Below are 23,462 nucleotides of genomic sequence, written 5' to 3'. Positions count from 1 at the left end.
GGCCGGCCCGTCCCCGATTGTGTCAGATATCCAGGTTGGCGACCTTCAGCGCATTGTCTTCGATGAAGTCGCGGCGCGGTTCGACCACGTCGCCCATCAGCGTGCTGAAGATCTGGTCGGCAGCCACGGCATCCTCGATGCGCACCTGGAGCAGGCGACGGGTATCGGGATTGACCGTGGTGTCCCACAGCTGCTCGGGATTCATTTCACCCAGACCCTTGAATCGCTGGATCTGGCGGCCCTTCTTCGCTTCGTCCAGCAGCCAGTTGCGCGCTTCCGCGAAGCTGGCCACCTCGGCCGACTTGGCGCCGCGGCTGATCTTGGCTCCGGTGCGGACCAGGCCATGCAGCAGCAGCGAGGACTGGTGCAGCGCACGCAGTTCGCCTGTTTCGAACGCGGCCAGCGGCAACACCTGGATCATCTGTTCGCCCATGTGGCGACGCGTGACCAGCACAGCGGCCGGACGCTCGTCGGTGGGTTCCTGCAGTTCCAGCGTGTAGCGCGGCGAGCCGAGGCTGCCCTGGTTGAGACGGGTTGCCAGCGCGGCCAGGCCTTCGTCGGCACCGGCCTTGCGCAGGTGTTCCAGATCCATCGGGGTGAAATCGATGAGCGCTTCGAGCACCTGGCGGTCATAGCGATGGCCGTTGCGCGCAATGGTTTCCTGGGCCGAGGCATAGGAGAGCAGCAGCTTCTCCAGGGCCACGCCTTCGATGCCCGGTTCGCTTTCGGCCGGAATCAGCGAGGCGTTTTCCACCGCGCTGCTGGCCAGGTACGCGTCCAGTGCCGGGTCGTCCTTCAGGTACAGCTCCTGCTTGCCCTGCTTGATCTTGTACAGCGGCGGCAGGCCGATGTAGATGTGGCCGCGCTCGATCAGCTCCGGCATCTGACGGTAGAAGAACGTCAACAGCAGCGTACGGATGTGCGCGCCGTCGACGTCGGCGTCGGTCATGATGATGATGCGGTGGTAGCGCAGCTTGTCCGGGTTGTATTCGTCCCGGCCGATGCCGGTGCCCAGCGCGGTGATCAGCGTACCGACCTGATCCGAGGCCAGCATGCGGTCGAAGCGCGCGCGTTCCACGTTGAGGATCTTGCCGCGCAGCGGCAGCACCGCCTGGTTCTTGCGGTTGCGGCCCTGCTTGGCCGAGCCACCTGCCGAGTCACCCTCGACGATGAACAGTTCGGACAGCGCCGGATCCTTTTCCTGGCAGTCAGCCAGCTTGCCCGGCAGGCCGGCGATATCCAGCGCGCCCTTGCGGCGGGTCAGATCGCGCGCTTTGCGCGCCGCTTCACGGGCACGCGCGGCGTCCACGATCTTGCCGGCGATCGCCTTGGCTTCGTTCGGGTTTTCCTGCAGGAACTCTTCCAGGCGCTGGCCGAAGGCACTTTCCACGGCCGGGCGCACGTCCGAGCTGACCAGCTTTTCCTTGGTCTGGCTGGAGAAGCTCGGGTCCGGCACCTTCACCGACAGTACCGCGATCATGCCTTCGCGCATGTCATCGCCGGTCAGGTTGATCTTGGCCTGCTTGGCGATGCCGTTCTGCTCGATGTAGTTGTTGAGCACACGGGTCAGCGCACCGCGGAAGCCGGCCAAATGGGTACCGCCGTCCTTCTGCGGAATGTTGTTGGTGAAGCAGTACATCGTTTCCTGGTAGGAATCGGTCCACTGCAGCGCCACGTCCACGACGATGCCGTTGGACTCGCCCGTCACCGAGATCACGTTCGGGTGCAGCGGCGTCTTCAACTGCGCCAGATGCTCCACGAAGCTGCGGATGCCGCCTTCGTAATGGAAGTCGTCACGGCGGCCATCGCCGCGCTCGTCGACCAGCACGATCTTGACGCCGGAATTGAGGAAGGACAGTTCGCGCAGGCGGCGGGCCAGGATGTCGTAGTGGAACTCCACGTTGTCGTGGAACGCCTTCACCGACGGCCAGAAGCGCAGGGTGGTGCCGCGCTTGCTGCTGGCTTCGACCTGCTTCAGCGAGTTGACCGCCGCACCGTCCGCGAATTCCTGCTGGTAGTGGAAGCCGCCCTGGTAGATATCGAGCAGCAGCCTCTGGGACAGCGCGTTGACCACGCTGACGCCGACGCCGTGCAGGCCGCCTGAAACCTTGTAGCTGTTGTCGTCGAACTTGCCGCCGGCATGCAGGACCGTCATCACGACTTCGGCCGCGGAGACTTCGCGGTCGAGCTTCTTGCTCATCTGCTCGTGCTTGCCGGTCGGGATGCCACGGCCGTTGTCCGACACCGAGACCGAGCCATCGGCATGGATGATGACCGAGACATTGTCCGCGTGACCGGCCAAGGCTTCGTCGATGGAGTTGTCGACAACCTCGAACACCATGTGGTGCAGACCGGTGCCGTCATGGACGTCGCCGATGTACATACCAGGACGCTTGCGGACAGCCTCGAGGCCTTCCAGGGCGGTGATGCTGTTGGCGTCGTAGTTGCCGCTGTTTGCGGGGATGTTCTGTTCTTCAGTCATTGCGCTTGCCGTAGGCTCCGCAGGTCGGGCCACCGCCGTGAGGCGGGGCGCCGGGTAATAAGGGGTTGCAACAGCAATTATACCAGCCGGGCACCGTGGCCCCTGGGGGACCACTATGGCACAGGCTGGACCTGTCCATGTTCCACGTGGAACCGGGTGATATCCGGTGCGTCCACCAGGGCCGCCGGGACTTCGGTGGCGGTGATGAAGATCTGCGCCGGGCCCGCCTTCAACCGCTCCAGCACCCGCGCCTGGTGGTGGCGATCCAGTTCGGAAGAAAGATCGTCCAGCGCGATGACCGGCCATTCCCCGCGCTGTTCCGCGTAGTCCTCGGCCTGGGCCAGCAGGCAGGTGAGGGCGGTCAGTTTGGCCTGTCCGCGCGAAAGCGCATCCCGCCCGGGGATGGTCTCGAACACGACACTCCAGTCGGCCCGGTGCGGACCCACCGAGGTGTAGCCGGCCATCCGGTCGCGCTCGCGGGCCAGGAGCAGGGCGTCGGAAAGGGACAGCTCCTGTTTGCGCCAGCCAGGGCTGAGGTTCAACGACTGGATGCCCAGATTGGGCGCCAGTACGGCGGCCAGTTCCACGGTCCGCTCCTGCAGCCGCTCCAGGTAGTGCTGGCGGCGGGTCGTCAGTGGCTCGCCCGCTTCGGCCAGTTCCCGATCCCATGCGTCCAGGGCATGCGGGTGCCCGCCCTGCTTGAGCAGGGCATTGCGCTGCTTCAGGGCCCGTGAGTACCGCCGCCACAGCCCCATGAAGTCTGGTTCCACGTGGAACAAGCCCCAATCGAGGAACCGCCGGCGGGGCTCACCGCCGCCACTGACCAGGGCGTGGCTGCCAGGTTCGAAGGTCACCACGGCCAGTGCTGCACACAGCGTGCCCAGCTGGGCGACGTCTTCCCCGTCCAGCCGCCCTTTCCACTCCTGGCCGCTGTGGCGAAGCCCCGCCTTTCGACGGGTCGGTGTATCGGCGCCTTCGCGCTGCTCGTCCCATTCGACGAACACATCCAGCGCCTCCCGCCCCTGACGTACCAGGCCATCCCGCACCCGGCCGCGGAAACTGCGGCCATACGCCATCACATGCAGCGCCTCCAGGACACTGGTCTTGCCGGCGCCATTGTCACCGGTGATCAGATTGATGCCCGGTTTCGGCGCCAGTTCGACGGTATCGAAGCGGCGGACCTGGTGCAGGGACAGACGGCGGATGTGCATGCGGACGATCAACGCCGCACGGGGCGGCAGACGGGTAGGGGGAATCGATCAGCTTACTGCATTGCCCTGGTTCCACGTGGGACACCGCCTCGCGCAGAGTGGACCGCAGTGGAGATGTCGACTCTTCCTGCAGGATGTCTGGGCCCGAAAGGCATCCGGCCCCCAACGGCATCCATCCGAGGGCGCGAGCCACCACGAGAGACCGGTCGCTGCGGTACCGCCGCCCAGGCCGAGTTGGGCATATGCGGTGCGCCACGTGGAACATGTCACTGGATGAGCGTGATCACGACGCGGAAACCCGCTGAATTTCTTCAAATCTGAGGCGTGCGCAGCAGGGAGGCCCTGCAGATTTCAAGAAATTCGCGCTGATTTCCACCCGTCAGGACGGCTCGATCTGAGCCGGCAGCCCATTTCTTTGAATTCTGCGAGACGGAGGTGGAGACGGCTGTCCAGAATCCAACGGACGCCACGCAGACCCAAACGAGACTGTCCACATCCCCCATGTATGACTTATGCACAACCCATGGGCAATCTGTGGATAAAAAGCACCCCTCGGAGGGGCTTGAAAGATATCCACAGGATCACCCCCAGGCTTAGACCCTGTTTTACCGGGGGTTTCGAGGCTATATTTCCCTTTCAAACCAACCACTTAACCTACTTTTCAACCAAATCTGGCCCTACCACCACCACCTAGCTTTAGATTTATATACAGTTTTTAAAAGCTTAGAGCTGTGATTCAGCCGTTCAAAAGCAGGCCGCCGCCGCGCTCCAAGGCAAGAGGAAAATCCAGCTCATTCACGACGCTGGATCTTCGGGAATCGACCACGGCGGGAGCGGGCAATCGACTGGATCGGATGATCGCCTCCAGGTCGATGGCCAGCGCTGGATCGAGGCTGGCGTGTGAGCGTCGCGCCAGGTGACGCACTGCTGCGGATGACCGCTCGACCGAACGCCGACAAGGCGTTGGCTGGAGGTTCGAAGGTTCAACCGGGCGGCAGACCGGTATCGATATCCGCACCTCCGTGAATGCTCCACGTGGAACATCGTTTCTTCCGCCCAAAAAGAAACCCGGCATTGCCGGGCTTCTCTGAACCACTCGGTTCCACGTGGAACCTGTGCGTCTCAGGTCACAGACGCAGCGGCATCACCACATGACGCGACTTCTCGCTGCTGGCCTCACGGACCAGGGCGGAGGAGTTCGAATCGCGCAGCTGGATAACGACGTGCTCATCGCGCAGTGCCGACAGCGCGTCCAGCAGGTAGTTCACGTTGAAGCCGATGGCCAGATCGCTGACCGTGGTATCGGCCTCGATTTCTTCCTGGGCTTCTTCCTGCTCCGGGTTGTGCGCGCTGATCTTCAGGTTGCCCGGCGAGACTTCCACGCGGATGCCGCGGTACTTCTCGTTGGACAGAATCGCAGCGCGCTGCAGCGAGGCACGCAGCGCTTCGCGATCGACCTTCACTTCGCGGTCGGCACCGATCGGGATCACGGCCTCGTAATCCGGGAAGCGGCCATCGATCAGCTTCGAGGTGAAGGTCACATCGTCGCGCTTGACGCGGACATGGCTACGGCCGACTTCCAGCTCGATCTCGCGATCGCCGCTTTCCAGCAGACGCTGCAGCTCGGTCACGCCCTTGCGCGGCACGATGATCTGACGCTTGGCGCCGCTGGCTTTTTCCAGCTCGGTTTCGCACAGCGCCAGGCGGTGACCGTCGGTCGCCACGGTACGCAGGGCATCGCCACGCAGGTCGAACAGCAGGCCGTTGAGGTAGTAGCGCACGTCCTGCTGGGCCATCGCGAACGCCGTGCGCTCGATCAGTTCCTTCAGGGTCGCTTCGCCGATCGCCACGCGCTCGGTCGCTTCGACTTCGTCTACCGACGGGAAGTCGTTGGCCGGCAACGTTGCCAGGGTGAAGCGGCTGCGCCCGGCCTGCACGGTGATCTTGTCACCGGTCTGCGAGACGGTGATCCGGCTGCCATCGGGCAGGGCGCGGATGATCTCGAACAGCTTGCGGGCGGGGATGGTGGTCTCGCCGTCCTGGGCATCTTCCACCGCGATCCGCGACACCATTTCCACTTCCAGGTCCGTGCCGGTCAGCGACAGCTGTCCGTTCTGGACCTGAACCAGGAAATTAGCCAGAACCGGCAGGGTCTGGCGGCGTTCGACCACGTTGACGACTTGTGCCAACGGCTTGAGAAAGGCTTCGCGCTGCAGTGTGAAACGCATGTGGTTCCGTGCCCCTATGCTTTAAAAAAATGTGGAATAAATCAAAAGCTTGGTGGTGCTGGTAGGGCCAGAATCGCGGGAAAACACGACTAAGCCTTTGTAAACAAAAGGATTTCTGACCTCGAAACCCTCTGCATTACTAGCCCCCAAGGGGTGGGGAAAGGTGTGGATAACTTTACCGTCGAATCGAGCGGCTTTTTTATCCACAACCTATCCCGCGCTTACTACCGGATTCTGCACCGTTTTATGCGATGACGCCTTAGCGGCGTACATGCATCATTCGCTCAACTTCCGGATCAGCTTGTCCCAGTCTTCCCGCAACTTGCCGTCCGCTTCCATCAACGTCCGGATCTGCCGGCAGGCATGCAGCACCGTGGTGTGGTCCCGGCCGGCAAAGGCGTCGCCGATTTCCGGCAGGCTGTGCTCGGTCAGTTCCTTGGTCAGGGCCATGGCGACCTGACGGGGACGGGCCAGCGACCGGGTCCGACGCTTGGACAGCAGATCCTTGATCTGCAGCCCGTAGTAGTCGGCCACGGTTTTCTGGATGTTGGGAATGCTGATCGCCTGCTGCTGGGCGCGAAGCAGGTCGCGCAGGGTTTCCTGGGCGAAATCAGTGGTGATCGCACGGCCGGTGAAATTGGCGCGGGCGGCCAAGGTATTCAACGCACCTTCGAGGTCGCGGACATTGGAGCGCATCTTCTTGGCAATCAGAAACGCCACATCGTCGGGGATATCGGTGCCACGCTCGCGGGCCTTGGCCAGCACGATCGCTGCACGCGTTTCGAAGTCCGGCGGCTCGATCGCCACCGACAGGCCCCAGGCCAGCCGCGACTTCAGCCGTGCTTCCAGGCCCTCGACTTCGCGCGGGTACCGGTCGCAGGTCAGGATGATCTGCTGCTTGCCGTCGAACAGGGCGTTGAACGTATGGAAGAACTCTTCCTGGGTACGGTCCTTGCCGGCGAAGAACTGGATGTCATCGATCAGCAGCGCGTCCACCTGCTGGAACTGGCGCTTGAACTGGTCCATGGTTTTTTCCTGCAGCGCACGGATCATCGCGCTGAAGAACTGCTCCGAACGCAGGTACAGCACCTTGGCCGCCGGATTGGCCTGACGCATCGCATTGCCGGCCGCGAACATCAGGTGGGTCTTGCCCAGCCCGGTCCCGCCGTACAGCAGCAACGGGTTGTGGGCCCGGTCGCCCGGCTTCTGCGCCGCCTGGAACGCCGCGGCCAGACCCAGCTGGTTGCTGCGGCCTTCCACGAAGTTGGCGAAGGTGTAGTGCGAATCCATGTTGCCGGCAAACGGCACCAGCGGTTCCGCCGGGGCCGCGGGCGCGGACAGGCCCGGAATCGACGCGATCTGCGCCTCTACCGGACGCGGACGCGAGCCGATTTCAAGAAAAACGTCGCCGAAACCGGCGAAGTGCGCCACCAGCTCCTTGATGCGCGGCAGGTACAGCTCGCGCACCTGGTCGACGATGAAGGCGTTTGGCGCATAAAGCACCAGGCTGTCCGCGCGCAGATCTGCCTGCAGCGGCTTCAACCAGGTGTGAACATCTTCGGGCGGGAACTCCGCTTCGAGGCGTTCGAGGGAACGAGACCAGGCATCCATCGGCAATAATCGTCTGAGGCCAGCGGATAGGCGAACAAAAGCGCCGCACCGCAGGCCGGAAGGGGGGAAGAATGGATGGCGCAGACTACCACCGACGAGGGGGGCCGGGAATGGTTGTCCCAAAGTTATTCACAAAATGATCCACAGCTATTGCACAGCCCGGTGAATTCCCGTAGTGAGAGACACTTGACGGGACCTCGATGAGGTCTATAGAATTTCCGGTTCTTTCCGTCCCCTTCATATAGAGGCCCGCATGGCCACCAAGCGCACTTTCCAACCCAGCAACCTCAAGCGTAAGCGCGACCATGGCTTCCGTGCCCGTATGAAGACCGCTGACGGCCGCAAGATCCTGTCGCGTCGCCGCGCCAAGGGCCGTAAAGTCCTGAGCGCTTGATTGCAATGCCGCTTTCCGCGGCAGACGCAATCCTGACTGTGAGCAGTTCCGACCCGCGCAAGCGATTTCCTCGCTCTGCGCGGGTTCGTACGCGTGCCGAATATACAACGGTCTTCAACGGCGCCCGCCGTGTGTCCGATCCGCTGATGACCCTGCACTGGCTGAAGAGCGATACGCCAGCCAGGTTGGGTCTTGCGGTGTCGCGCAAAGTCGATCCCCGAGCCGTGGGTCGCAACCGAGTGAAGCGTGTGTTGCGCGATGCCACACGCCATCTACGGCCGTGGATGAGTGCCGGCGATTATGTCGTCGTTGCCCGCAGCGCCGCCCGTACCGCCAGCAATCCCGAAATCCGCCAGGCCTTTGAACGCCTGCTGCGCCGCCTTGGCGCATTGCCCATGCCGGGCGCGGACGGCACAATGCCGCCGCCCCTGGGCGTTGCACCCCTTTCCCAGTCCGAGCCGGCATTGCGTGCCGGCCCCGCCGAGCCTGCACGCTGATGAACCAGACCCGCGTTTTCCTGATTTTTGCCTGGCTGATGGTGGCCGTGTTGCTGTGGATGGAGTGGGGCCGCGACAAAGCCGCGCCGCCGACCCCGGCCGTGGCCACCCAGACCACCCAGGCCAGCGTGCCGGGTGCCGCTGCCGGCAGCATCCCCGGTGCCGCCGTGCCCCAGGCCGACGGCACGCTGCCGGCGGTCCAGCCGACCGCGCAGGCGGCGACGGGCCCGGCCCGCGTGACCATCACCACCGACGTGCTGCGCCTGGTGCTGGACGGTGGCACGGTGCTGGACGCCGAGCTGCTGCAGTTCCCGCAGACCAAGGAAGAAGGCAGCCCGCCGGTCCGCCTGCTGACCGAAGAGGCGACCCACCCGTACCGCGCGGTGAGTGGCTGGATCAGCGAAGACAAGACCATGCCGGTGCCGGCCGCCAACGGCTTCAAGCTGGTCGGCGACAACCACGACTTCGTGCTGGCCAAGGGCCAGGACGAGGTCACGGTGCCCTTCGAATGGACCGGCCCGAACGGCGTGACCATCCGCCGTACCTACTCGCTGGGTCGCAACGAGTACGCGATCACGGTGAAGGATGAAGTGGTCAACGGCGGCAGCGCTCCGTGGAGCGGCTACGTGTTCCGCACCCTGGACCGCACCCCGACCATCCTTTCGCGCAGCATGACCAACCCGGACTCGTTCAGCTTCAACGGCGCGACCTGGTTCAGCCCGCAGGACGGTTACGAGCGTCGCGCGTTCAAGGATTACCTGGACGACGGCCACCTCAACCGCACCATCACCGGCGGCTGGCTGGCGATGCTGCAGCACCACTTCTTCACCGCGTGGATTCCGCAGGCCGACCAGGCCGCGCAGTACTCGCTGGCGCAGAACAACGGCCGCGACCAGATCGAAGCGCGTGGCCCGGCCTTCACCGTGGCCCCGGGCCAGCAGGTCAGCACCGAGGCCCGCCTGTGGGTCGGCCCGAAGCTGGTCAACCTGATCGCCAAGGAAGACGTGAAGGGCCTGGACCGCGTGGTCGACTACAGCCGCTTCTCGCTGATGGCGATCATCGGCCAGGGCCTGTTCTGGGTGCTGAACCAGGTCCACAAGGTCGTCAACAACTGGGGCTGGGCGATCGTCGGCCTGGTGGTGCTGCTGAAGCTGGTGCTGTATCCGCTCTCGGCCGTGCAGTACAAGTCCGGCGCCAAGATGCGTCGCTTCCAGCCGCGCATCGCGCAGCTCAAGGAACGCTATGGCGATGACCGCCAGAAGTTCCAGACCGCGATGATGGAGCTGTACAAGAAAGAGAAGATCAACCCGATGGGCGGCTGTCTGCCGATCCTCATCCAGATGCCGATCTTCTTCGCGCTGTACTGGGTGCTGGTGGAATCGGTGGAGCTGCGCCAGGCCCCGTGGCTCGGCTGGATCCAGGATCTGACCGCGCGTGACCCGTACTTCATCCTGCCGGTGATCAACGTGGCGGTGATGTGGGCCACCCAGAAGCTGACCCCGGCGCCGGGCATGGACCCGATGCAGGCCAAGATGATGCAGCTGATGCCGCTGGTGTTCGGCGTCATGATGGCCTTCATGCCGTCCGGTCTGGTGCTGTACTGGGTCGTCAACGGTGGCCTGGGCCTGCTCCAGCAGTGGTGGATGACCAAGCGTCATGGCAGCGATCCGCTGCCGGTCGTCACCGCCAAGAAGTAAGCCACACAGGAAACCCGCCGCAAGGCGGGTTTCCTGCATCTGCGGCCCGCGCAGCCGCGTGGTCCGTAGAATGCCCCCTGATTCCCCGCACGCTGCAGTGAGCCCGACATGACCCATGCCCCCGACACCATCGTGGCCATCGCCACCGCGCCCGGCGCTGGCGGCGTCGGCATGCTGCGGCTGTCCGGCCCGCAGGCGCGGCCCATCGCCGAAGCAGTCGGCGTGCGCGCGATGCAGCCGCGGCACGCGCACTACGCGCGCTTCCGCGATGCGGGCGGCGAGGTGATCGACGACGGCATCGCGTTGTGGTTCCCGGCGCCGAACAGCTTCACCGGCGAGGAGGTGGTGGAACTCCAGGGGCATGGCAGCCCGGTGGTGCTCCAGCAGCTGGTCGCGCGCTGCATTGCCTTGGGCGCACGCCAGGCCCGGCCCGGAGAGTTCAGCGAGCGCGCCTTCCTCAACGGCAAGCTCGATCTGGCCCAGGCCGAGGCCATCGCCGACCTGATCGCCGCCAGCGACACCCGCGCAGCGCGCGCGGCCCGCCGCTCGCTGGACGGCGTGTTCTCGCGTCGCGTCGATGAGGTCGCAGAACAGCTTGTTCTGCTGCGGATCCACGTGGAGGCGGCAATCGATTTCGCCGACGAACCGCTCGACACCCTCGGCGGGGCGCAGGTGCGCAGTGGCCTGGTCACCGCGCTGCAGGCGATGCTCCGGCTGCGCGACGATGCCGAGCGCGGCCGCAAACTGCGCGACGGCCTGCATGCGGTACTGGTGGGCCCGCCGAACGCCGGCAAGAGTTCGCTGCTCAATGCGCTGGCCGGCAGTGAGCGGGCGATCGTCACCGACATCGCCGGTACCACCCGCGACACCCTGCGCGAAACCATCCGCATCGACGGCCTGGAACTGACCCTGGTCGACACCGCCGGCCTGCGCGAGGGTGGCGATGCCATCGAGCGCGAAGGCATGCGCCGGGCACGCGCGGAGATGCAGCGGACCGACCTGGCCATCGTGGTGGTCGATGCACGCGAGCCGCAGGCCGGCCGCGACGCGGTGGGCGACAGCATCGCCGAGGTGCCGCAGCAGCTGTGGATCCACAACAAGAGCGACCTGCTGGACGTGATCCCGTCCGACGCCCCTGCGGACGTGGTGCATGTCTCGGCCGCGACAGGCCTCGGCCTGGATCAGCTGCACGCGCGCCTGCGCGCGCTGGCCAGTGGCAGCGCCGGCGACAGCGTGGACGGCGAGTTCTCCGCGCGCGCCCGCCACGTCGAGGCGATCAGCCAGGCCATCGGCCATGCCGAGCGCGCCGAATCCGAGCTGGTCCACGAGCACCTGGAGCTGGCCGCCGAGGAACTGCGCCTGGCCCATGAGGCGCTGGGCGAGATCACCGGGCGGATGAGCGCCGATGACCTGCTGGGGCGGATCTTCTCGAGCTTCTGCATCGGGAAGTAGGGGGTCGCCTTTCTTCGCGCTGTCACAGCCTTGCAGCAGACTGACCGCGTTCTTTGTCGACAGGGGTTTGCAGTGTCCAAGCAGTTGTGGGGATGTGTGTTGCTGGTGTCGCTGGCCGTGGCACCATCGGTGGCCATGAGCGCTGAATCGTCTTCCTCCCCGCCGGCCAAGGCCGCCGTCTACGGCCACCGTGGCGCCAGTGCGCTGCTGCCCGAGCACACGCTCGCCGCCTATGCCCAGGCCATCGCCGACGGCGCCGACTACATCGAGCCGGACCTGGTGATGACCAAGGACGGTGTGCTGGTGTCGCGCCACGAGAACGAGATCAGCGGCACCACCGATGTGGCCGCGCACCCCGAGTTCGCCAGCCGCAAGGCGGTCAAGACCATCGATGGCGAACGCATCGAAGGCTGGTTCACCGAAGACCTCACCCTGGCCGAGCTGAAAACCCTGTACGCCCGCGAGCGCCTGCCGCAGCTGCGCAGCACCGCGTTCGACGGCCAGTTCCGCATCGCCACGCTGGACGAGATCATCGCTTTCCTGGTGCAGCAGGCCGGCCGCGCCAACCGCGGCATCGGGCTGGTACCGGAGATCAAGCACGGCACCTACTTCACGCGCATCGGCCTGCCGATGGAAGACAAGGTGGTCGCCGCGCTGCAGGGCAACGCCTACACGCGCGTGGCGCCGGTGACGATCCAGTCGTTCGAGGTGGGCAACCTGCGTTACCTGCGCGGCAAGCTCGGTCGCGACAGCAACATCCGCCTGCTGCAGCTGCTCGGTGACCCGAAGCAGCAGCCCGGTGACGTGCTGGCTGCCCAGGGCAGCCAGCGCTATGCCGACCTGATCACCCCGGCCGGGCTGCGCGAGGTGGCCACCTACGCCGATGGCATCGGCCCGAGCCTGCGCATGGTCATTCCGCTGGACGCGCAGGGAAAACTGGGCACCCCGACGTCGCTGGTACGCGATGCGCATGCGGCCGGCCTGATGGTGGTGCCGTATACGTTCCGGCCGGAAAACTACTTCCAGCCCGCGGACTTCCGCAGCGGCGAGCCGAATGCCCGCAACGCGGAAGGTTCGGTCGCCGAGATGCGGGCCTACCTGGCCACCGGCATCGATGCGTTCTTCACCGATGATCCGGCGCTGGGCCGGCGTGCGGTGGATGGGGATGGCACACCGGCGACCCGGTAGGTACCGACCGTTGGTCGGTACAAAAGTGATCGGCGCGATATCGGAATGTCCGGCGCACGGCAGCCACGCATGGCGTGGCTCTACCCCGGCATGCCATCAGATGGCGTTGCCGGTCAGTCCAGCGATGACCCTTCATCGCGCCGCCGGAACGGCAGCACCACGAAGTCGCGGCCCTCGCGCGGTTGCCACAGCACCGGTACGCGGGTCGGGGAGGGCGGTTCCAGATCGGCGTCGCGCGCTGCCTCGGTGTCGTCCTCTTCCTCGTCCTCCCAGCTGTAGCGCTTGCGTGGCGCCATCGGGTCGGAGAGGCGGAACAGCAGTGCGCTGATGATGCCGGCGAAGGCACCGCCCATGTGCGACTGCCAGGACACGCCCGGTTCGTGCGGGAGGATGGTGAGCAGCATGCTGCCGTAGAACAGGAAGGCGATCAGTCCGGCCGCGATCGCCGGCCGGTCGCGGCGCAGCAGGCCGAGCACGAACACCAGGAACATCAGGCCGTGGGTGATGCCACTGGCGCCCAGATGGTGGCTGCCCAGATCGCCGAGCAGCCAGGCGCCCAGCCCCGAGCCGACCCACAACAGGGGCAGCGCGCGCAGGGTGGCCTTGGGATAGACGCTGCCGGCCAACGTGCCGAGGATCAGCAGGGCGGCCGCATTGGCACCGAGGTGCTGGATTGAACCATGCAGCAGCGGTGCACCGAGAATGCCGAGCAGGCCGGCCTTGTCCAGCGGGGCCACCGCCCACGGACGCCAGTCGAAGTGGCCCTGGGCGGTATAGACCGCGACCAGCAGCAGCACGAAGGCCAGGCTCAGGTTGAACGCCCGCAGCACACCACCACGGTCGTTGCGGGACGGGACCGGCGGCGCGCCGGCGGGCAGGGGCAGGTTGGCGTTCATACCCTTAGGGATGGCGTCGCCCCGGATGAACACAAGGGCAACGCCGTGGGAGAGAGAGGTACCGCCTGCGGGACAATCCCGCAGGCGGCACGGTCGGTCAGGCGTGGCCGCCTTCCTTCGGCGGGTTCTTCAGGCTCAACACCACGGTCGCGGCGATGATCACCGCCACCACGCCCAGCGAGATCGGGGTGGGGATCTTGAAGATGTCGATCAGCATCATCTTGATGCCGATGAAGGCCAGCACCAGGGCCAGGCCGTACGGCAGCAGGTGGAAGCGATCAGCCATGCCGGCCAGCAGGAAGAACATCGCACGCAGGCCCAGCACCGCGAACACGTTGGAGGTCAGCACGATGAACGGGTCGGTGGTGATCGCGAAGATCGCCGGGATGCTGTCCACCGCGAAGATCACGTCGGTCACCGCGATCAGGATCAGCACCACGAACAGCGGCGTGAACCAGCGCTTGCCATCGCGCATCACGCTCATCGCGTTGCCGGCATAGTCCGGCAGCAGGCGCAGGTGCTTGCGCATCCAGCGCAGGGCGGGGTTGGTCTCGAGATCCGGCTCGCTGCCGGCCGAGAACCACATCTTCCAGCCGGTGAAGAGCAGGAACGCGCCGAACACGTAGAGCAGCCAGTGGAACTTGGTCAGCAGCACGCTGCCGGCGAAGATCATGATCGTACGCAGCACGATCGCGCCCAGGATGCCGATGATCAACACCTTCTGGCGCTGTTCCTCGGGCACCGCGAAGTAGCCCATGATCATCAGGAACACGAAGATGTTGTCCACGGCCAGCGCTTTCTCGACCAGGTAACCGGTCAGGAACTCCAGGCCGACCTTGTTGGCCACCACCTGGCCGGCGGTCTCATTCAGGTAGTACCAGAGGCCACCGTTGAAGGCCAGGGCCAGCGCGACCCAGCCGATGGACCACCACAGGGCCTCCTTGAAGGTGACCTTGTGCGGCCCGCCGTGTCGCATCAAAACGAGATCGACCAGCAACGCGATGATCACCACCGCGCCGAAGCCGCCCCACAACCACACATTACCGATCGTCTGCATTGGGTTTGTCCGTTGGAAAAATAGAATGCCTCAAGCCGGACGGCGAGGATCTGCAACGGAGGATCGGGGGGATCCGGGGACAGAGCTTCGCCATACGGCGAAGGTCTCGCTCGCAGTCCCGATGGGTGGGACTGCCGTTGCACCGGAGCCTGCGGGCTCGAATTGACGGCGACAACGTCTGGGAGCTACTCCCCTTCTGCGGCCGATTCTGCGGGGTGGCCCGGCCGCCGTCAACTGGCGGCCTGCCGGCCGGGGCCGGGGGCCGTTTACAATACGCCCATGAATACCCCCCTTCCCGTTGTCCGCCTCAAGAACGCCTGGCGCTCCAGCCACCCGTGGATCTTCCAGAAACTGGTCGAAAAGCCGGCCGTCCGTCCCAAACCCGGTGCCCTCGTCGACGTCGTCGGCGTGGATGGGGAGTGGATCGGGCGTGGCTTCTACAACGGTCACTCGCGCATCGCCGTGCGCATCCTGGAGACCGATCAGGCCATCCCGGTCGACGCCGGCTGGTTCTCGCGCAAGATCGCCCAGGCGGTGTCGCTGCGTCGTGAGGTGCTCAAGCTGGACGAGATCTCCGATGCCTGGCGCGTGGTCCACAGCGAAGGCGACGGTCTGTCCGGCCTGGTCGTGGACCGCTATGGCGATCTGGTCGTGGTCGAGTTCTTCGCCGCCGGCATGTTCCGCCACCGCGAGTGGGTCTACGAGGCCCTGCGCGAGCAGTTCCCGGGCTGCCGTTTCCACAGCTTCGCCGACGAACACGTGCAGAAGCAGGAGAGCTTCGACTTCCACGGCAACACCACCACCGAAGCCTCGGTGATCACCGAGTATGGCGTGAAGTTCCGCGCCGACCCGGCCGGCGCGCACAAGACCGGCTTCTTCGCCGACCAGCGCGAGAACCGCCAGTGGCTGAGCCAGCAGGTGGAAGGCAAGACCGTGCTGGACCTGTGCTGCAACACCGGTGGTTTTGCGGTGTATGCCGCCGCGCGCGGTGCGGCCGAGGTGGTCGGCATCGACATCGATGAAGACGTGATCGCCATCGCCAAGGGCAACGCCAAGCTCAACAACGTGCGTCCGAAGTTCATCCAGTCCGATATCTTCCCGTGGCTGCGCGATGCCTCCAACCGCGGCGAGCAGTTCGACGTGGTGATCCTCGACCCGGCCAAGATGACCCGCGACCGCGATCAGGTCATCACCGCGCTGAAGAAGTACCTGGACATGAACAAGCTGGCGCTGGGCGTGGTCAAGCCCGGTGGCCTGCTCGCCACGTTCTCGTGCACCGGCCTGGTGGCCGAGGACCAGTTCCTGGACATGCTGCGCCGCGCCGCGTTCTACGCCGGCCGCACCATCCAGATCCTGAAGGTGGCCGGCGCCGGCCCGGACCACCCGTTCATGGCCCACGTGCAGGAATCGCGCTACCTCAAGGCCGTGTTCTGCCGCGTGGTGGATTGATCCGCACCGGGATCCCGGCCACGTTAGGCATCGGGTAGTGCCGGCCGCTGGCCGGCTCCTCCTGGTCTCCGATTGTCGCGGGGAGCCGGCCAGCGGCCGGCACTACCGTTTGTTGTCCTCTCGGCGCTATGGTCTGACGCTTCCCATCCAAGGTGAGGCGTCATGACGTTGCGCAGTCTGTCTTTGCTGGTTTCGCTGGCGTTGTGCACGCCACTGGCCGCCCACGCGATCGAATTCACCCCGCAGGAACTGGCCAGGGCGTCTACGCTGCAGCACCGGCTGCTGACCCTGGACAGCCACCTCGACACGCCGGCCAATTTCCACCGCGACGGTTTCGACATCACCCAGCGGCACGATCACAACGCGCTGTCGCAGGTGGACTATCCGCGCATGGTCGAAGGCGCGCTCGATGGCGGCTTCTGGGCGATCTACACCGACCAGGGCGACCGCAGCGCGCAGGCGCACCAGCATGACCGCGATGCCGGCCTGCTGCGCTTGACCGAAATCCGCGAGATGCTCGCCGCGCACCCGGACACCTTCCAGCTCGCGCTGACCGCCGCCGATGCCGCGCGCATCAAGGCCGCCGGCAAGCGCGTGGTCTACATCAGCATGGAGAACGCCAGCCCGCTGGTCGACGACCCCACGCTGCTCAGCTACTACCACCTGGCCGGCCTGCGCCTGCTCAGCACGGTGCACTTCGCCAACAATGAGTTCGCCGATTCGGCCACCGATCCCAAGGGCGCCGAGTGGAAGGGCCTGAGCCCCGCCGGCAAGGCGCTGGTCGATGAAGCGGTGCGGCTGGGCATCGTCATCGACCAGTCGCATGCCTCCGATGCGGTGTTCGATGATCTGATCGAACGCATGCCGGTGCCGTTCGTGCTCTCGCACAGCTCGGCCAAGGCGATCTACAACCATCCGCGCAATCTCGACGATGCGCGCCTGAAGCGGCTGGCCAAGGCCGGCGGCGTGATCCAGGTCAACGCGTATGGCGGTTACCTGATCGATACGGGCAAGAGCGAGGCGCGCAAGACGGCCGAGACGGCCCTGATGGAACAGCTCGGTACCGATTACGACGGCATGAGCATCCAGCAGGGCGTCGCGCTGAAGAAGGGGCTGGAAGAGATCGACCAGCGCATCCCGCTGCGCAAGGCCACGCTCGACGATTTCTTCGCCCACTTCGAGCACATCCTGAAGGTGGTCGGCCCTGAGCACGTGGGCATCGGGCTGGACTGGGATGGCGGCGGTGGCCTGGCTGATCTGCAGGACGTGAGCCAGCTGCCGAAGATCACCGCGTGGCTGCTGCGCAAGGGCTACAGCGAGAAGCAGATCGCCGGCATCTGGGGCGGCAACCTGCTGAGGGTGATGGCGCAGGCCCAGGCGCATGCCCAACAGGCAGCCAAACCCTGATCCCGGACCGGTAGTGCCGAGCCATGCTCGGCAACGCGCAATGCAGCCGAGCATGGCTCGGCTCTACCCGAACATGGCGGCGGTAGGTGCCGACCGTGGGTCGGCACACGCCCGGATCAGGCCTTGCCCAGCACCGCATTGCGACGCCCATAGGCGAAGTAGGCGATCAGGCCCAGAACGTTCCACGCCAGGAAGTACAGCTGGGTGGTGCTCGGCAGGCTGAAGAACAGGTACACGCAGCCGATCACCGCCAGCGGGCCGACCACGTAGGCCAGCGGCGTGCGGAACTTGCGCACCCGGTTCGGCTCGCGCTTGCGCAGCACCACCAGGCACAGGCCCACCGCGGTGAACGCGGCCAGCGTGCCGGCGTTGGCCAGTGCGGCGATCTCGTCCAGGCGTGCCACACCGGCCAGCGCCGCAACCAGCACGGCGGTGAACAGCGTGGTGGCGATCGGGGTGCCGGTGCGCGCGCTGACCTTGGACAGGCCACGCGGCAGCAGGCCATCGCGCGACATGACGAAGAAGATGCGGCTCTGGCCATACAGGAAGGCCAGCAGCACGGTCGGCAGCGCGATCACCGCCGCTGCGCCGATCCACTTGGCCGCGCCCGGGCTGCCCAGTTCGCGCAGGATCAGGGCCAGCGGCTCGGCGCTCTGGCCGAAGATCGTGTAGCTCATCGCACCCACGGCGGCCAGCGCCACCAGCACATAGATGATGGTGCAGCCGACCATCGAGCCGATGATGCCGATCGCCAGGTCGCGCTCGGGCTTCTTGGTTTCTTCAGCCGCGGTGGAGATCGCATCGAAGCCGTAGAACGCGAAGAAGATGATCGCCGCGGCCGCCATCACCCCGCGTTCCACGCCATCCGCGCCCAGCGACTTGACGAAGCCGAACGGCATGAACGGCTCCATGTGGCCGGTATCGAAGTGCGGCAGGGCGATCGCCACGAACACCGTCAGCGCGATGATCTTGATCACCACCAGGACCGCGTTGAGGGTCGCGCTTTCCTTGGTGCCGGCCATCAGCATGCCGGCCACCAGGAAGGTGATCAGCACCGCGGGCAGGTTGATGAAGCCGCCTTCCACGTGGGGGCCCGCGGTCAGCATCAGGGGCAGGTCGATGCCAAAGCCATGCAGGAAGCCGACCGCGTAGCCGGACCACCCGACCGCCACCGTACTGACCACCAGCGAGTACTCCAGGATCAGGCTCCAGCCGACCACCCAGGCCACCACCTCGCCGAGCGCGGTGTAGCTGTAGGTGTAGGCGCTGCCGGCGGCCGGCATCATCGTCGACAGCTCGGCGTAGGACAGGGCCGCACAGGCGCAGACCGCACCGGCGATCGCGAAGGAGATCAGCACTGCGGGGCCGGCCAGGTTCGCGCCGACACCGATCAGGGTGTAGATGCCGGTGCCGACGATCGCGCCGATGCCCAGCGCGATCAGGTGCGGCCAACTCAGGGTCGGGATCAGTTGCCTGCCGGCTTCATGGACGGTGACGGTGTCTAGGGATTTGCGCCGGAGCAATGACATGGGGCCTCGCGGTGGATGACTGTTAACGACAAGTCTGCGAGTTTTACCGAACGCGGCGCAGCATTACTACTGCCAAGCGTCGTAAGCAGCTGCGCGGCGCGCATGACCGGGGCGAAGGTGACGAAAGCGGCACAAAGGCCGGACACTCATTCCCAGTGGCAGCCGGTGTCGGTGATCGCCTCGACGTCTTCGCCGAAGGCGGTCTGCTGGCCGGTGCGGGCGTTGGTGTACGAGAAGCCATAGATGCGCGCGCCCTGCGAGCTGATCGCATAGTGGCCGACGACCTTGCCGTCCAGGTGCTCGTCCCACACCGTGTCGAACTGCCAGGGGCGGTCCTCGGCAAGCACCGTGCTCTCCTGCGAGGCCAGGGTCAGCCGCAGCCACTGGGTCTTGCCGGCATAACGCACATGGCTGACCCGTTCACCGTCCGCGGTGCCCTCGGGGAGTTTCCATTCGAGGTGGATCTGCTGGCGGGTGCCGCCGGTCAGGCAGCGGATTTCATCGGCGTGGGCCGGCGCGATGGCCAGCAGCAGCAACAACGGGGTGAGCCAACGCATGGGCCAGGGTCCATCCAGACAGAGAGGGGGTCATTGTCCTCCCGGCGCACCCGTAGGGGTGCATCGGCCGGATCGCGCCTGCCGATCCGGCCGATGAAGCTCAGCGGTTCAACGTCGCCATCGCCGCGGGGGCATAGCGCGGGCCGGCAGCGGCATGGGCCGGGAAGATCGCATTGATGCGCGACACGTCATCGGGACTGAGCTCGACCTGCAGCGCGCCGAGGTTCTCCTCCAGGTAGGCCAGCCGCTTGGTGCCCGGGATCGGCACCAGATCGTCGCCCTGCGCCAGCACCCAGGCCAGGGCCAGCTGCCCGGGCGTCACGCCCTTGTCGCTGGCCATCGCGGTGACCGCGTCGACCAGGGCCAGGTTGCGGTCGAAGTTCTCGCCCTGGAAGCGCGGCGACTGGCGGCGATAGTCATCGGCCTCGAAATCGGCCGGGTTGCGGATCGCGCCGGTCAGGAAGCCGCGGCCCAGCGGCGAGTAGGGCACGAAGCCGATGCCGAGCTCGCGCACCGTCGCCAGCACACCGTTTTCCTCCGGATCGCGCGACCACAGCGAGTACTCGGTCTGCACCGCGGTGATCGGGTGCACCGCATGGGCGCGGCGGATCGTGCCGGCCGAGGCTTCGGACAGGCCGAGGAAACGCACCTTGCCCTGCTCGACCAGCCGCGCCATCGCCCCCACGGTGTCTTCGATCGGCACCGTGCCGTCCACGCGGTGCTGGTAGTACAGGTCGATGTGGTCCACGCCGAGCCGCTTCAGGCTGGCCTCGCAGGCGGCGATCACGTACTCGGGGCGGCCATCGACGCTGCGCGCGGCGGTGTCGCTCGGCTCCAGCCTGATCCCGAACTTGGTGGCGAGGAACACGTGGTCGCGGCGGTCGGCGATCGCCTTGCCGACCAGCACCTCGTTGGTGTGCGGGCCGTACATGTCGGCGGTGTCGAGCAGGGTGACGCCGCTCTCCAGCGCGCGGTGGATGACCGCGATCGATTCGGCATCGCTGCCGCGGCCGCCATAGAAGGCGCTCATGCCCATGCAGCCCAGGCCGAGCGCGGAGACGGTGGGGCCAGTGCGGCCAAGGGTACGGGTCTGCATCGGGTACTCCGGGGGAAGAGAGGGAACACCCCCAGCATCCTCCTGTGGACTATGTGGATAAACTGGCTGCTCCTGCATCGTCCTTGAAGCCAGCCTTCACAATGAGTGCCCAGCACCCGCTGCCCGCCGTGGTCGCCTTCGCCCGCGTCGCGCACCATGCCAGCTTCACCCGGGCCGCCGATGAGCTGGGCGTGTCGCCCTCGGCGCTGTCGCAGACCGTGCGCGCGCTGGAAGCCCATCTCGGCGTGCGGCTGCTGCAGCGGACCACGCGCCGGGTCGGCCTGACCGAGCAGGGCGCGCGCTTCCTGGTACAGGTGCGCGAGGGCCTGGCCCGGATCGACGCCGCCTTCGAGGACCTGGACCAGGTGCGCGATGTGCCCGCGGGCAAGCTGCGCATCAACGTGCCGCGGATCGCCGCCGAACTGCTGGTGCTGCCGCACCTGCCGGGCTTCCTGGCGCGGTATCCACAAATCGAGGTGGAGCTGTTCGTGGAAACCGCGCTGAGCGACCTGGTCGCCGGTGGCTTCGACGCCGGGGTCCGGCTGGGGGAAAGCCTGGCCCGCGGCATGATCGCGGTACCGATCGGGCCGCTGGAGCGCCAGGTGGTCGTGGCCACGCCGGACTACCTGGCCCGGCACGGGATACCCGCCACCCCGGCCGAACTGGTCACGCACGAGTGCATCGTGCATCGGCTCAGCACCGGCCGGCGGATGGCATGGGAGTTCACCCGCGACGGCCGCGATCTCGAGGTCGAAGTGGCCGGCCGGCTGGTGTTCAACGACGCCGGCCTGATCCGTGCCGCGGTGATCGGCGGCATGGGCCTGGCGCAGGGGTTCGAGGCGCTGTACGCCGGCGATGTGGCGGCCGGCCGCCTGCAGTGCGTGCTGCAGGACTGGCAGCAGCCGTTCGCCGGGTTCCATCTGTACTACCCGGCCCGCGAGCAGATGGCGCCCAAGCTGCGGGTGTTCATCGACTACCTGCGCGACGCGATGCGGCGCTGACGAACGGGGCGCGCGCGGTGGCCGCCTTTCCCGCGGCGGCGGGGCCTCAGCCGCTGACGCCCAGCCGCACGCCGAACCCGACCAGGAACACGCCCGCCACGCGCCTCAGCCAAAGCCCGACCCGCGGGTGCTGGAGAATCCGACGGCGCAACAGGTTGCCGACCCCGATCAGCACCGAGCAGTACGCCAGTCCCATGGCGAAGATGATCAGCGCCATGGTCGCAAACGTCACCACGCCCTGGTGACGGGCCGGATCGATGAACAGCGGCAGGAAGGCCATGTAGAAGATGATCGCCTTCGGGTTGAGCAGGTTGATCAGCACCGCCTGGCGGAAGTAGTGGCCGGGGGTGAGCCGGATACCGCCTTCCTCGCCCTGGGCGCGCGGCTGGCGCAGCAGGCCGATGCCGATCCACACCAGGTAGGCCGCGCCCAGGTACTGCACGGCGTGGAACACCAGCGGGTTGGCCTTGAGCAGCGCGGCCACGCCGGCCACCGCCAGCCACATCAGAATCTGGTCGCCCAGCAACAGGCCGAACAGCGCCGTGTAGCCGCCGCGCACCCCACCGCGACCGGTGGCGGTAAGCAGGGTGAAGGTGCCCGGTCCCGGCAACGCCAGGAACACCAGCACGGCAGCGACAAAGGTCCACAGATCCTGGATGCCCATCCACGGCATGGCGGCGACTCGACAACGGGGAGGGGCATTGTCCGGCAGCCGCGCGCCGGGCGATAGCGTCAGCGCGCGCTGCTGGGCAATCCGGCGAGCAGCGGCTGCAGGCGGTGCGCGAACATCGCATGCAGCTGCCGGATCGCCGGGGAGAACTGCTTGCGGTGCGGGCACACCAGGTTCAACGGCAGGCTGTCGCCCGCGCCGTCCAGCAGCACCTGCAGGCGCCCGGCCTGGACATCGGCGCAGACATCCAGCCACGACTTGAACACGATGCCTTGCCCGGCCACCGCCCAGCGGCGCACCACGTCGGCATCGTCGCAGACCATGTTGCCGCGCACCGGGATCACCGTCCGCCGGCCATCGAGCTCGAAACTCCAACGGTCATACGCGCGCCCGGCCAGCTGGTAGAGCAGGCAGTGGTGGTCCTTCAAGGCCTCCAGGCTGTCCGGCGAACCGTGCCGGGCCAGGTAGTCCGGCGAGGCGGCCAGCACCCGGCGATTGCCGGGCAGCAGCGGCAGGGCGACGTAGCTGGCGTTGTCGAAGCGGCCCAGGCGGAAGGCGATGTCGACCGGATCTCGGAAGACATCGGCGACCTGGTCGGACAACTGCAGGCGCAGCTGCAGCTTCGGGTGGGCGGCGCGGAACTCGGTCAGCCACGGCAGCAGCAGGTTGCGGCCCAGGTCCGACGGTGCGGCCACCTGCAGCGTGCCGCGCAGCTCGGCATCCTCGCCGCGCACCCGGGCTTCGCCCTCGCGCAGCGCGGCCAACACCTCCTGCGCGTAGGGCAGGTACAGCGCGCCTTCGGCGGTCAGGCGCAGGCTGCGGGTGGAGCGCACGAACAGGCGCAGGTCCAGCTCCCGCTCCAGCCGCGCGACGGCCGCGGCCACCTGGCCCGGGAGCAGGTCGGCCTCGCGCGCGGCGTTGGAGAAACTGCCCAGCGCGGCGGTGCGGACGAACAGGGCGAGGTCGTCGAACCGGATCATTTTCATTCCTGCAGTGAAAGTGCTGCCCGATTTTGCGCCTTTCTCCGCCCGGCCGTGAAG

General features: G+C 66.4%; 19 protein-coding genes. 8 read left to right on the top strand and 11 right to left on the bottom strand.

Annotation, left to right across the window (positions count from 1 at the left end):
• Nucleotides 1-22 precede the first annotated feature (22 nt).
• The 4 genes from gyrB to dnaA form a co-directional block, all read right to left on the bottom strand.
• Entirely contained in the window at nt 23-2,482 is a 2,460-nt protein-coding gene (gene gyrB / locus ABE434_RS11830; RefSeq protein ID WP_346478969.1) for a DNA topoisomerase (ATP-hydrolyzing) subunit B, read from the bottom strand.
• A 113-nt stretch (nt 2,483-2,595) separates the two neighbouring features.
• Complete coding sequence (gene recF, locus ABE434_RS11825; protein ID WP_346478968.1) at nt 2,596-3,693, bottom strand: DNA replication/repair protein RecF; 1,098 nt, start codon at nt 3,691-3,693, stop codon at nt 2,596-2,598.
• A gap of 1,127 nt (nt 3,694-4,820) precedes the next feature.
• The gene (dnaN, locus tag ABE434_RS11820; RefSeq protein ID WP_019184048.1) at nt 4,821-5,921 is read right to left on the bottom strand and encodes a DNA polymerase III subunit beta; all 1,101 of its coding nucleotides are present in this window, start codon (nt 5,919-5,921) and stop codon (nt 4,821-4,823) included.
• 276 nt (nt 5,922-6,197) lie between these two features.
• A complete protein-coding gene (gene dnaA, locus ABE434_RS11815) occupies nt 6,198-7,532 on the bottom strand; it encodes a chromosomal replication initiator protein DnaA (protein ID WP_176990746.1) in 1,335 nt (444 codons plus the stop codon).
• A 253-nt stretch (nt 7,533-7,785) separates the two neighbouring features.
• Between dnaA and rpmH the strand changes: the two genes are divergently transcribed.
• From rpmH to ABE434_RS11790, 5 genes are all read left to right on the top strand, one after another.
• A complete protein-coding gene (gene rpmH, locus ABE434_RS11810) occupies nt 7,786-7,926 on the top strand; it encodes a 50S ribosomal protein L34 (RefSeq protein WP_006404565.1) in 141 nt (46 codons plus the stop codon).
• Between the two features lie 5 nt (nt 7,927-7,931).
• Nucleotides 7,932-8,423: a ribonuclease P protein component gene (rnpA, locus tag ABE434_RS11805; protein ID WP_176990745.1), complete on the top strand. Its 492-nt coding sequence runs from the start codon at nt 7,932-7,934 to the stop codon at nt 8,421-8,423.
• Nucleotides 8,423-10,120: a membrane protein insertase YidC gene (gene yidC / locus ABE434_RS11800; RefSeq protein ID WP_346478967.1), complete on the top strand. Its 1,698-nt coding sequence runs from the start codon at nt 8,423-8,425 to the stop codon at nt 10,118-10,120. The genes rnpA and yidC overlap by 1 nt, the downstream gene beginning before the upstream one ends.
• Nucleotides 10,121-10,228: 108 nt before the next feature.
• A complete protein-coding gene (gene mnmE, locus ABE434_RS11795) occupies nt 10,229-11,572 on the top strand; it encodes a tRNA uridine-5-carboxymethylaminomethyl(34) synthesis GTPase MnmE (RefSeq protein ID WP_346478966.1) in 1,344 nt (447 codons plus the stop codon).
• A gap of 135 nt (nt 11,573-11,707) precedes the next feature.
• Nucleotides 11,708-12,760 (top strand): glycerophosphodiester phosphodiesterase, encoded by a 1,053-nt coding sequence (locus ABE434_RS11790; protein ID WP_346479011.1) that lies wholly within the window; start codon nt 11,708-11,710, stop codon nt 12,758-12,760.
• Between the two features lie 113 nt (nt 12,761-12,873).
• Here ABE434_RS11790 and ABE434_RS11785 read toward each other — a convergent pair whose 3' ends face one another.
• Together ABE434_RS11785 and ABE434_RS11780 are read right to left on the bottom strand one after the other, a co-directional pair.
• Complete coding sequence (locus ABE434_RS11785; RefSeq protein WP_346478965.1) at nt 12,874-13,656, bottom strand: rhomboid family intramembrane serine protease; 783 nt, start codon at nt 13,654-13,656, stop codon at nt 12,874-12,876.
• Nucleotides 13,657-13,753: 97 nt separating this feature from the next.
• Nucleotides 13,754-14,713 (bottom strand): TerC family protein, encoded by a 960-nt coding sequence (locus ABE434_RS11780; protein ID WP_123730941.1) that lies wholly within the window; start codon nt 14,711-14,713, stop codon nt 13,754-13,756.
• 279 nt (nt 14,714-14,992) lie between these two features.
• Between ABE434_RS11780 and ABE434_RS11775 the strand changes: the two genes are divergently transcribed.
• Together ABE434_RS11775 and ABE434_RS11770 are read left to right on the top strand one after the other, a co-directional pair.
• The gene (locus tag ABE434_RS11775; protein ID WP_176991004.1) at nt 14,993-16,162 is read left to right on the top strand and encodes a class I SAM-dependent rRNA methyltransferase; all 1,170 of its coding nucleotides are present in this window, start codon (nt 14,993-14,995) and stop codon (nt 16,160-16,162) included.
• A gap of 162 nt (nt 16,163-16,324) precedes the next feature.
• Nucleotides 16,325-17,569, top strand: a complete 1,245-nt coding sequence (locus ABE434_RS11770; RefSeq protein WP_346478964.1) for a dipeptidase — start codon at nt 16,325-16,327, stop codon at nt 17,567-17,569.
• 116 nt (nt 17,570-17,685) lie between these two features.
• Here the strand turns inward: ABE434_RS11770 and ABE434_RS11765 are convergent, their stop codons facing one another.
• The 3 genes from ABE434_RS11765 to ABE434_RS11755 form a co-directional block, all read right to left on the bottom strand.
• Entirely contained in the window at nt 17,686-19,098 is a 1,413-nt protein-coding gene (locus tag ABE434_RS11765; RefSeq protein WP_176991006.1) for an amino acid permease, read from the bottom strand.
• 146 nt (nt 19,099-19,244) lie between these two features.
• Entirely contained in the window at nt 19,245-19,655 is a 411-nt protein-coding gene (locus ABE434_RS11760) for a hypothetical protein (protein WP_346478963.1), read from the bottom strand.
• A 100-nt stretch (nt 19,656-19,755) separates the two neighbouring features.
• Nucleotides 19,756-20,751, bottom strand: a complete 996-nt coding sequence (locus ABE434_RS11755) for an aldo/keto reductase (RefSeq protein ID WP_346478962.1) — start codon at nt 20,749-20,751, stop codon at nt 19,756-19,758.
• A 101-nt stretch (nt 20,752-20,852) separates the two neighbouring features.
• Here ABE434_RS11755 and ABE434_RS11750 point away from each other — a divergent pair, with 101 nt between their 5' ends.
• Nucleotides 20,853-21,752 carry a LysR family transcriptional regulator gene (locus ABE434_RS11750; RefSeq protein WP_176991009.1) on the top strand — a complete coding sequence of 300 codons (900 nt, stop codon included), beginning with the start codon at nt 20,853-20,855 and terminating at the stop codon, nt 21,750-21,752.
• 46 nt (nt 21,753-21,798) lie between these two features.
• Here ABE434_RS11750 and leuE read toward each other — a convergent pair whose 3' ends face one another.
• Together leuE and ABE434_RS11740 are read right to left on the bottom strand one after the other, a co-directional pair.
• On the bottom strand, nt 21,799-22,425 hold the full coding sequence (gene leuE, locus ABE434_RS11745) for a leucine efflux protein LeuE (RefSeq protein WP_176991010.1): 627 nt from the start codon (nt 22,423-22,425) through the stop codon (nt 21,799-21,801).
• Nucleotides 22,426-22,484: 59 nt separating this feature from the next.
• On the bottom strand, nt 22,485-23,408 hold the full coding sequence (locus ABE434_RS11740) for a LysR family transcriptional regulator (protein ID WP_346478961.1): 924 nt from the start codon (nt 23,406-23,408) through the stop codon (nt 22,485-22,487).
• Between the last annotated feature and the right edge of the window lie 54 nt (nt 23,409-23,462).

This window comes from Stenotrophomonas sp. TWI1183 (genome assembly GCF_039673115.1).
Taxonomy (GTDB): Bacteria; Pseudomonadota; Gammaproteobacteria; order Xanthomonadales; family Xanthomonadaceae; genus Stenotrophomonas; species Stenotrophomonas maltophilia_AA.
This window is presented reverse-complemented; position numbering and strand designations above follow the sequence as displayed.

Bases quoted from the DNA above. Each gene is read 5' to 3' on its own strand.
- gyrB (WP_346478969.1), bottom strand. From the start codon at position 2,482: ATGACTGAAGAACAGAACATCCCCGCAAACAGCGGCAACTACGACGCC.
- recF (WP_346478968.1), bottom strand. From the start codon at position 3,693: ATGCACATCCGCCGTCTGTCCCTGCACCAGGTCCGCCGCTTCGATACC.
- dnaN (WP_019184048.1), bottom strand. From the start codon at position 5,921: ATGCGTTTCACACTGCAGCGCGAAGCCTTTCTCAAGCCGTTGGCACAA.
- dnaA (WP_176990746.1), bottom strand. From the start codon at position 7,532: ATGGATGCCTGGTCTCGTTCCCTCGAACGCCTCGAAGCGGAGTTCCCG.
- rpmH (WP_006404565.1), top strand. From the start codon at position 7,786: ATGGCCACCAAGCGCACTTTCCAACCCAGCAACCTCAAGCGTAAGCGC.
- rnpA (WP_176990745.1), top strand. From the start codon at position 7,932: ATGCCGCTTTCCGCGGCAGACGCAATCCTGACTGTGAGCAGTTCCGAC.
- yidC (WP_346478967.1), top strand. From the start codon at position 8,423: ATGAACCAGACCCGCGTTTTCCTGATTTTTGCCTGGCTGATGGTGGCC.
- mnmE (WP_346478966.1), top strand. From the start codon at position 10,229: ATGACCCATGCCCCCGACACCATCGTGGCCATCGCCACCGCGCCCGGC.
- ABE434_RS11790 (WP_346479011.1), top strand. From the start codon at position 11,708: ATGAGCGCTGAATCGTCTTCCTCCCCGCCGGCCAAGGCCGCCGTCTAC.
- ABE434_RS11785 (WP_346478965.1), bottom strand. From the start codon at position 13,656: ATGAACGCCAACCTGCCCCTGCCCGCCGGCGCGCCGCCGGTCCCGTCC.
- ABE434_RS11780 (WP_123730941.1), bottom strand. From the start codon at position 14,713: ATGCAGACGATCGGTAATGTGTGGTTGTGGGGCGGCTTCGGCGCGGTG.
- ABE434_RS11775 (WP_176991004.1), top strand. From the start codon at position 14,993: ATGAATACCCCCCTTCCCGTTGTCCGCCTCAAGAACGCCTGGCGCTCC.
- ABE434_RS11770 (WP_346478964.1), top strand. From the start codon at position 16,325: ATGACGTTGCGCAGTCTGTCTTTGCTGGTTTCGCTGGCGTTGTGCACG.
- ABE434_RS11765 (WP_176991006.1), bottom strand. From the start codon at position 19,098: ATGTCATTGCTCCGGCGCAAATCCCTAGACACCGTCACCGTCCATGAA.
- ABE434_RS11760 (WP_346478963.1), bottom strand. From the start codon at position 19,655: ATGCGTTGGCTCACCCCGTTGTTGCTGCTGCTGGCCATCGCGCCGGCC.
- ABE434_RS11755 (WP_346478962.1), bottom strand. From the start codon at position 20,751: ATGCAGACCCGTACCCTTGGCCGCACTGGCCCCACCGTCTCCGCGCTC.
- ABE434_RS11750 (WP_176991009.1), top strand. From the start codon at position 20,853: ATGAGTGCCCAGCACCCGCTGCCCGCCGTGGTCGCCTTCGCCCGCGTC.
- leuE (WP_176991010.1), bottom strand. From the start codon at position 22,425: ATGCCGTGGATGGGCATCCAGGATCTGTGGACCTTTGTCGCTGCCGTG.
- ABE434_RS11740 (WP_346478961.1), bottom strand. From the start codon at position 23,408: ATGAAAATGATCCGGTTCGACGACCTCGCCCTGTTCGTCCGCACCGCC.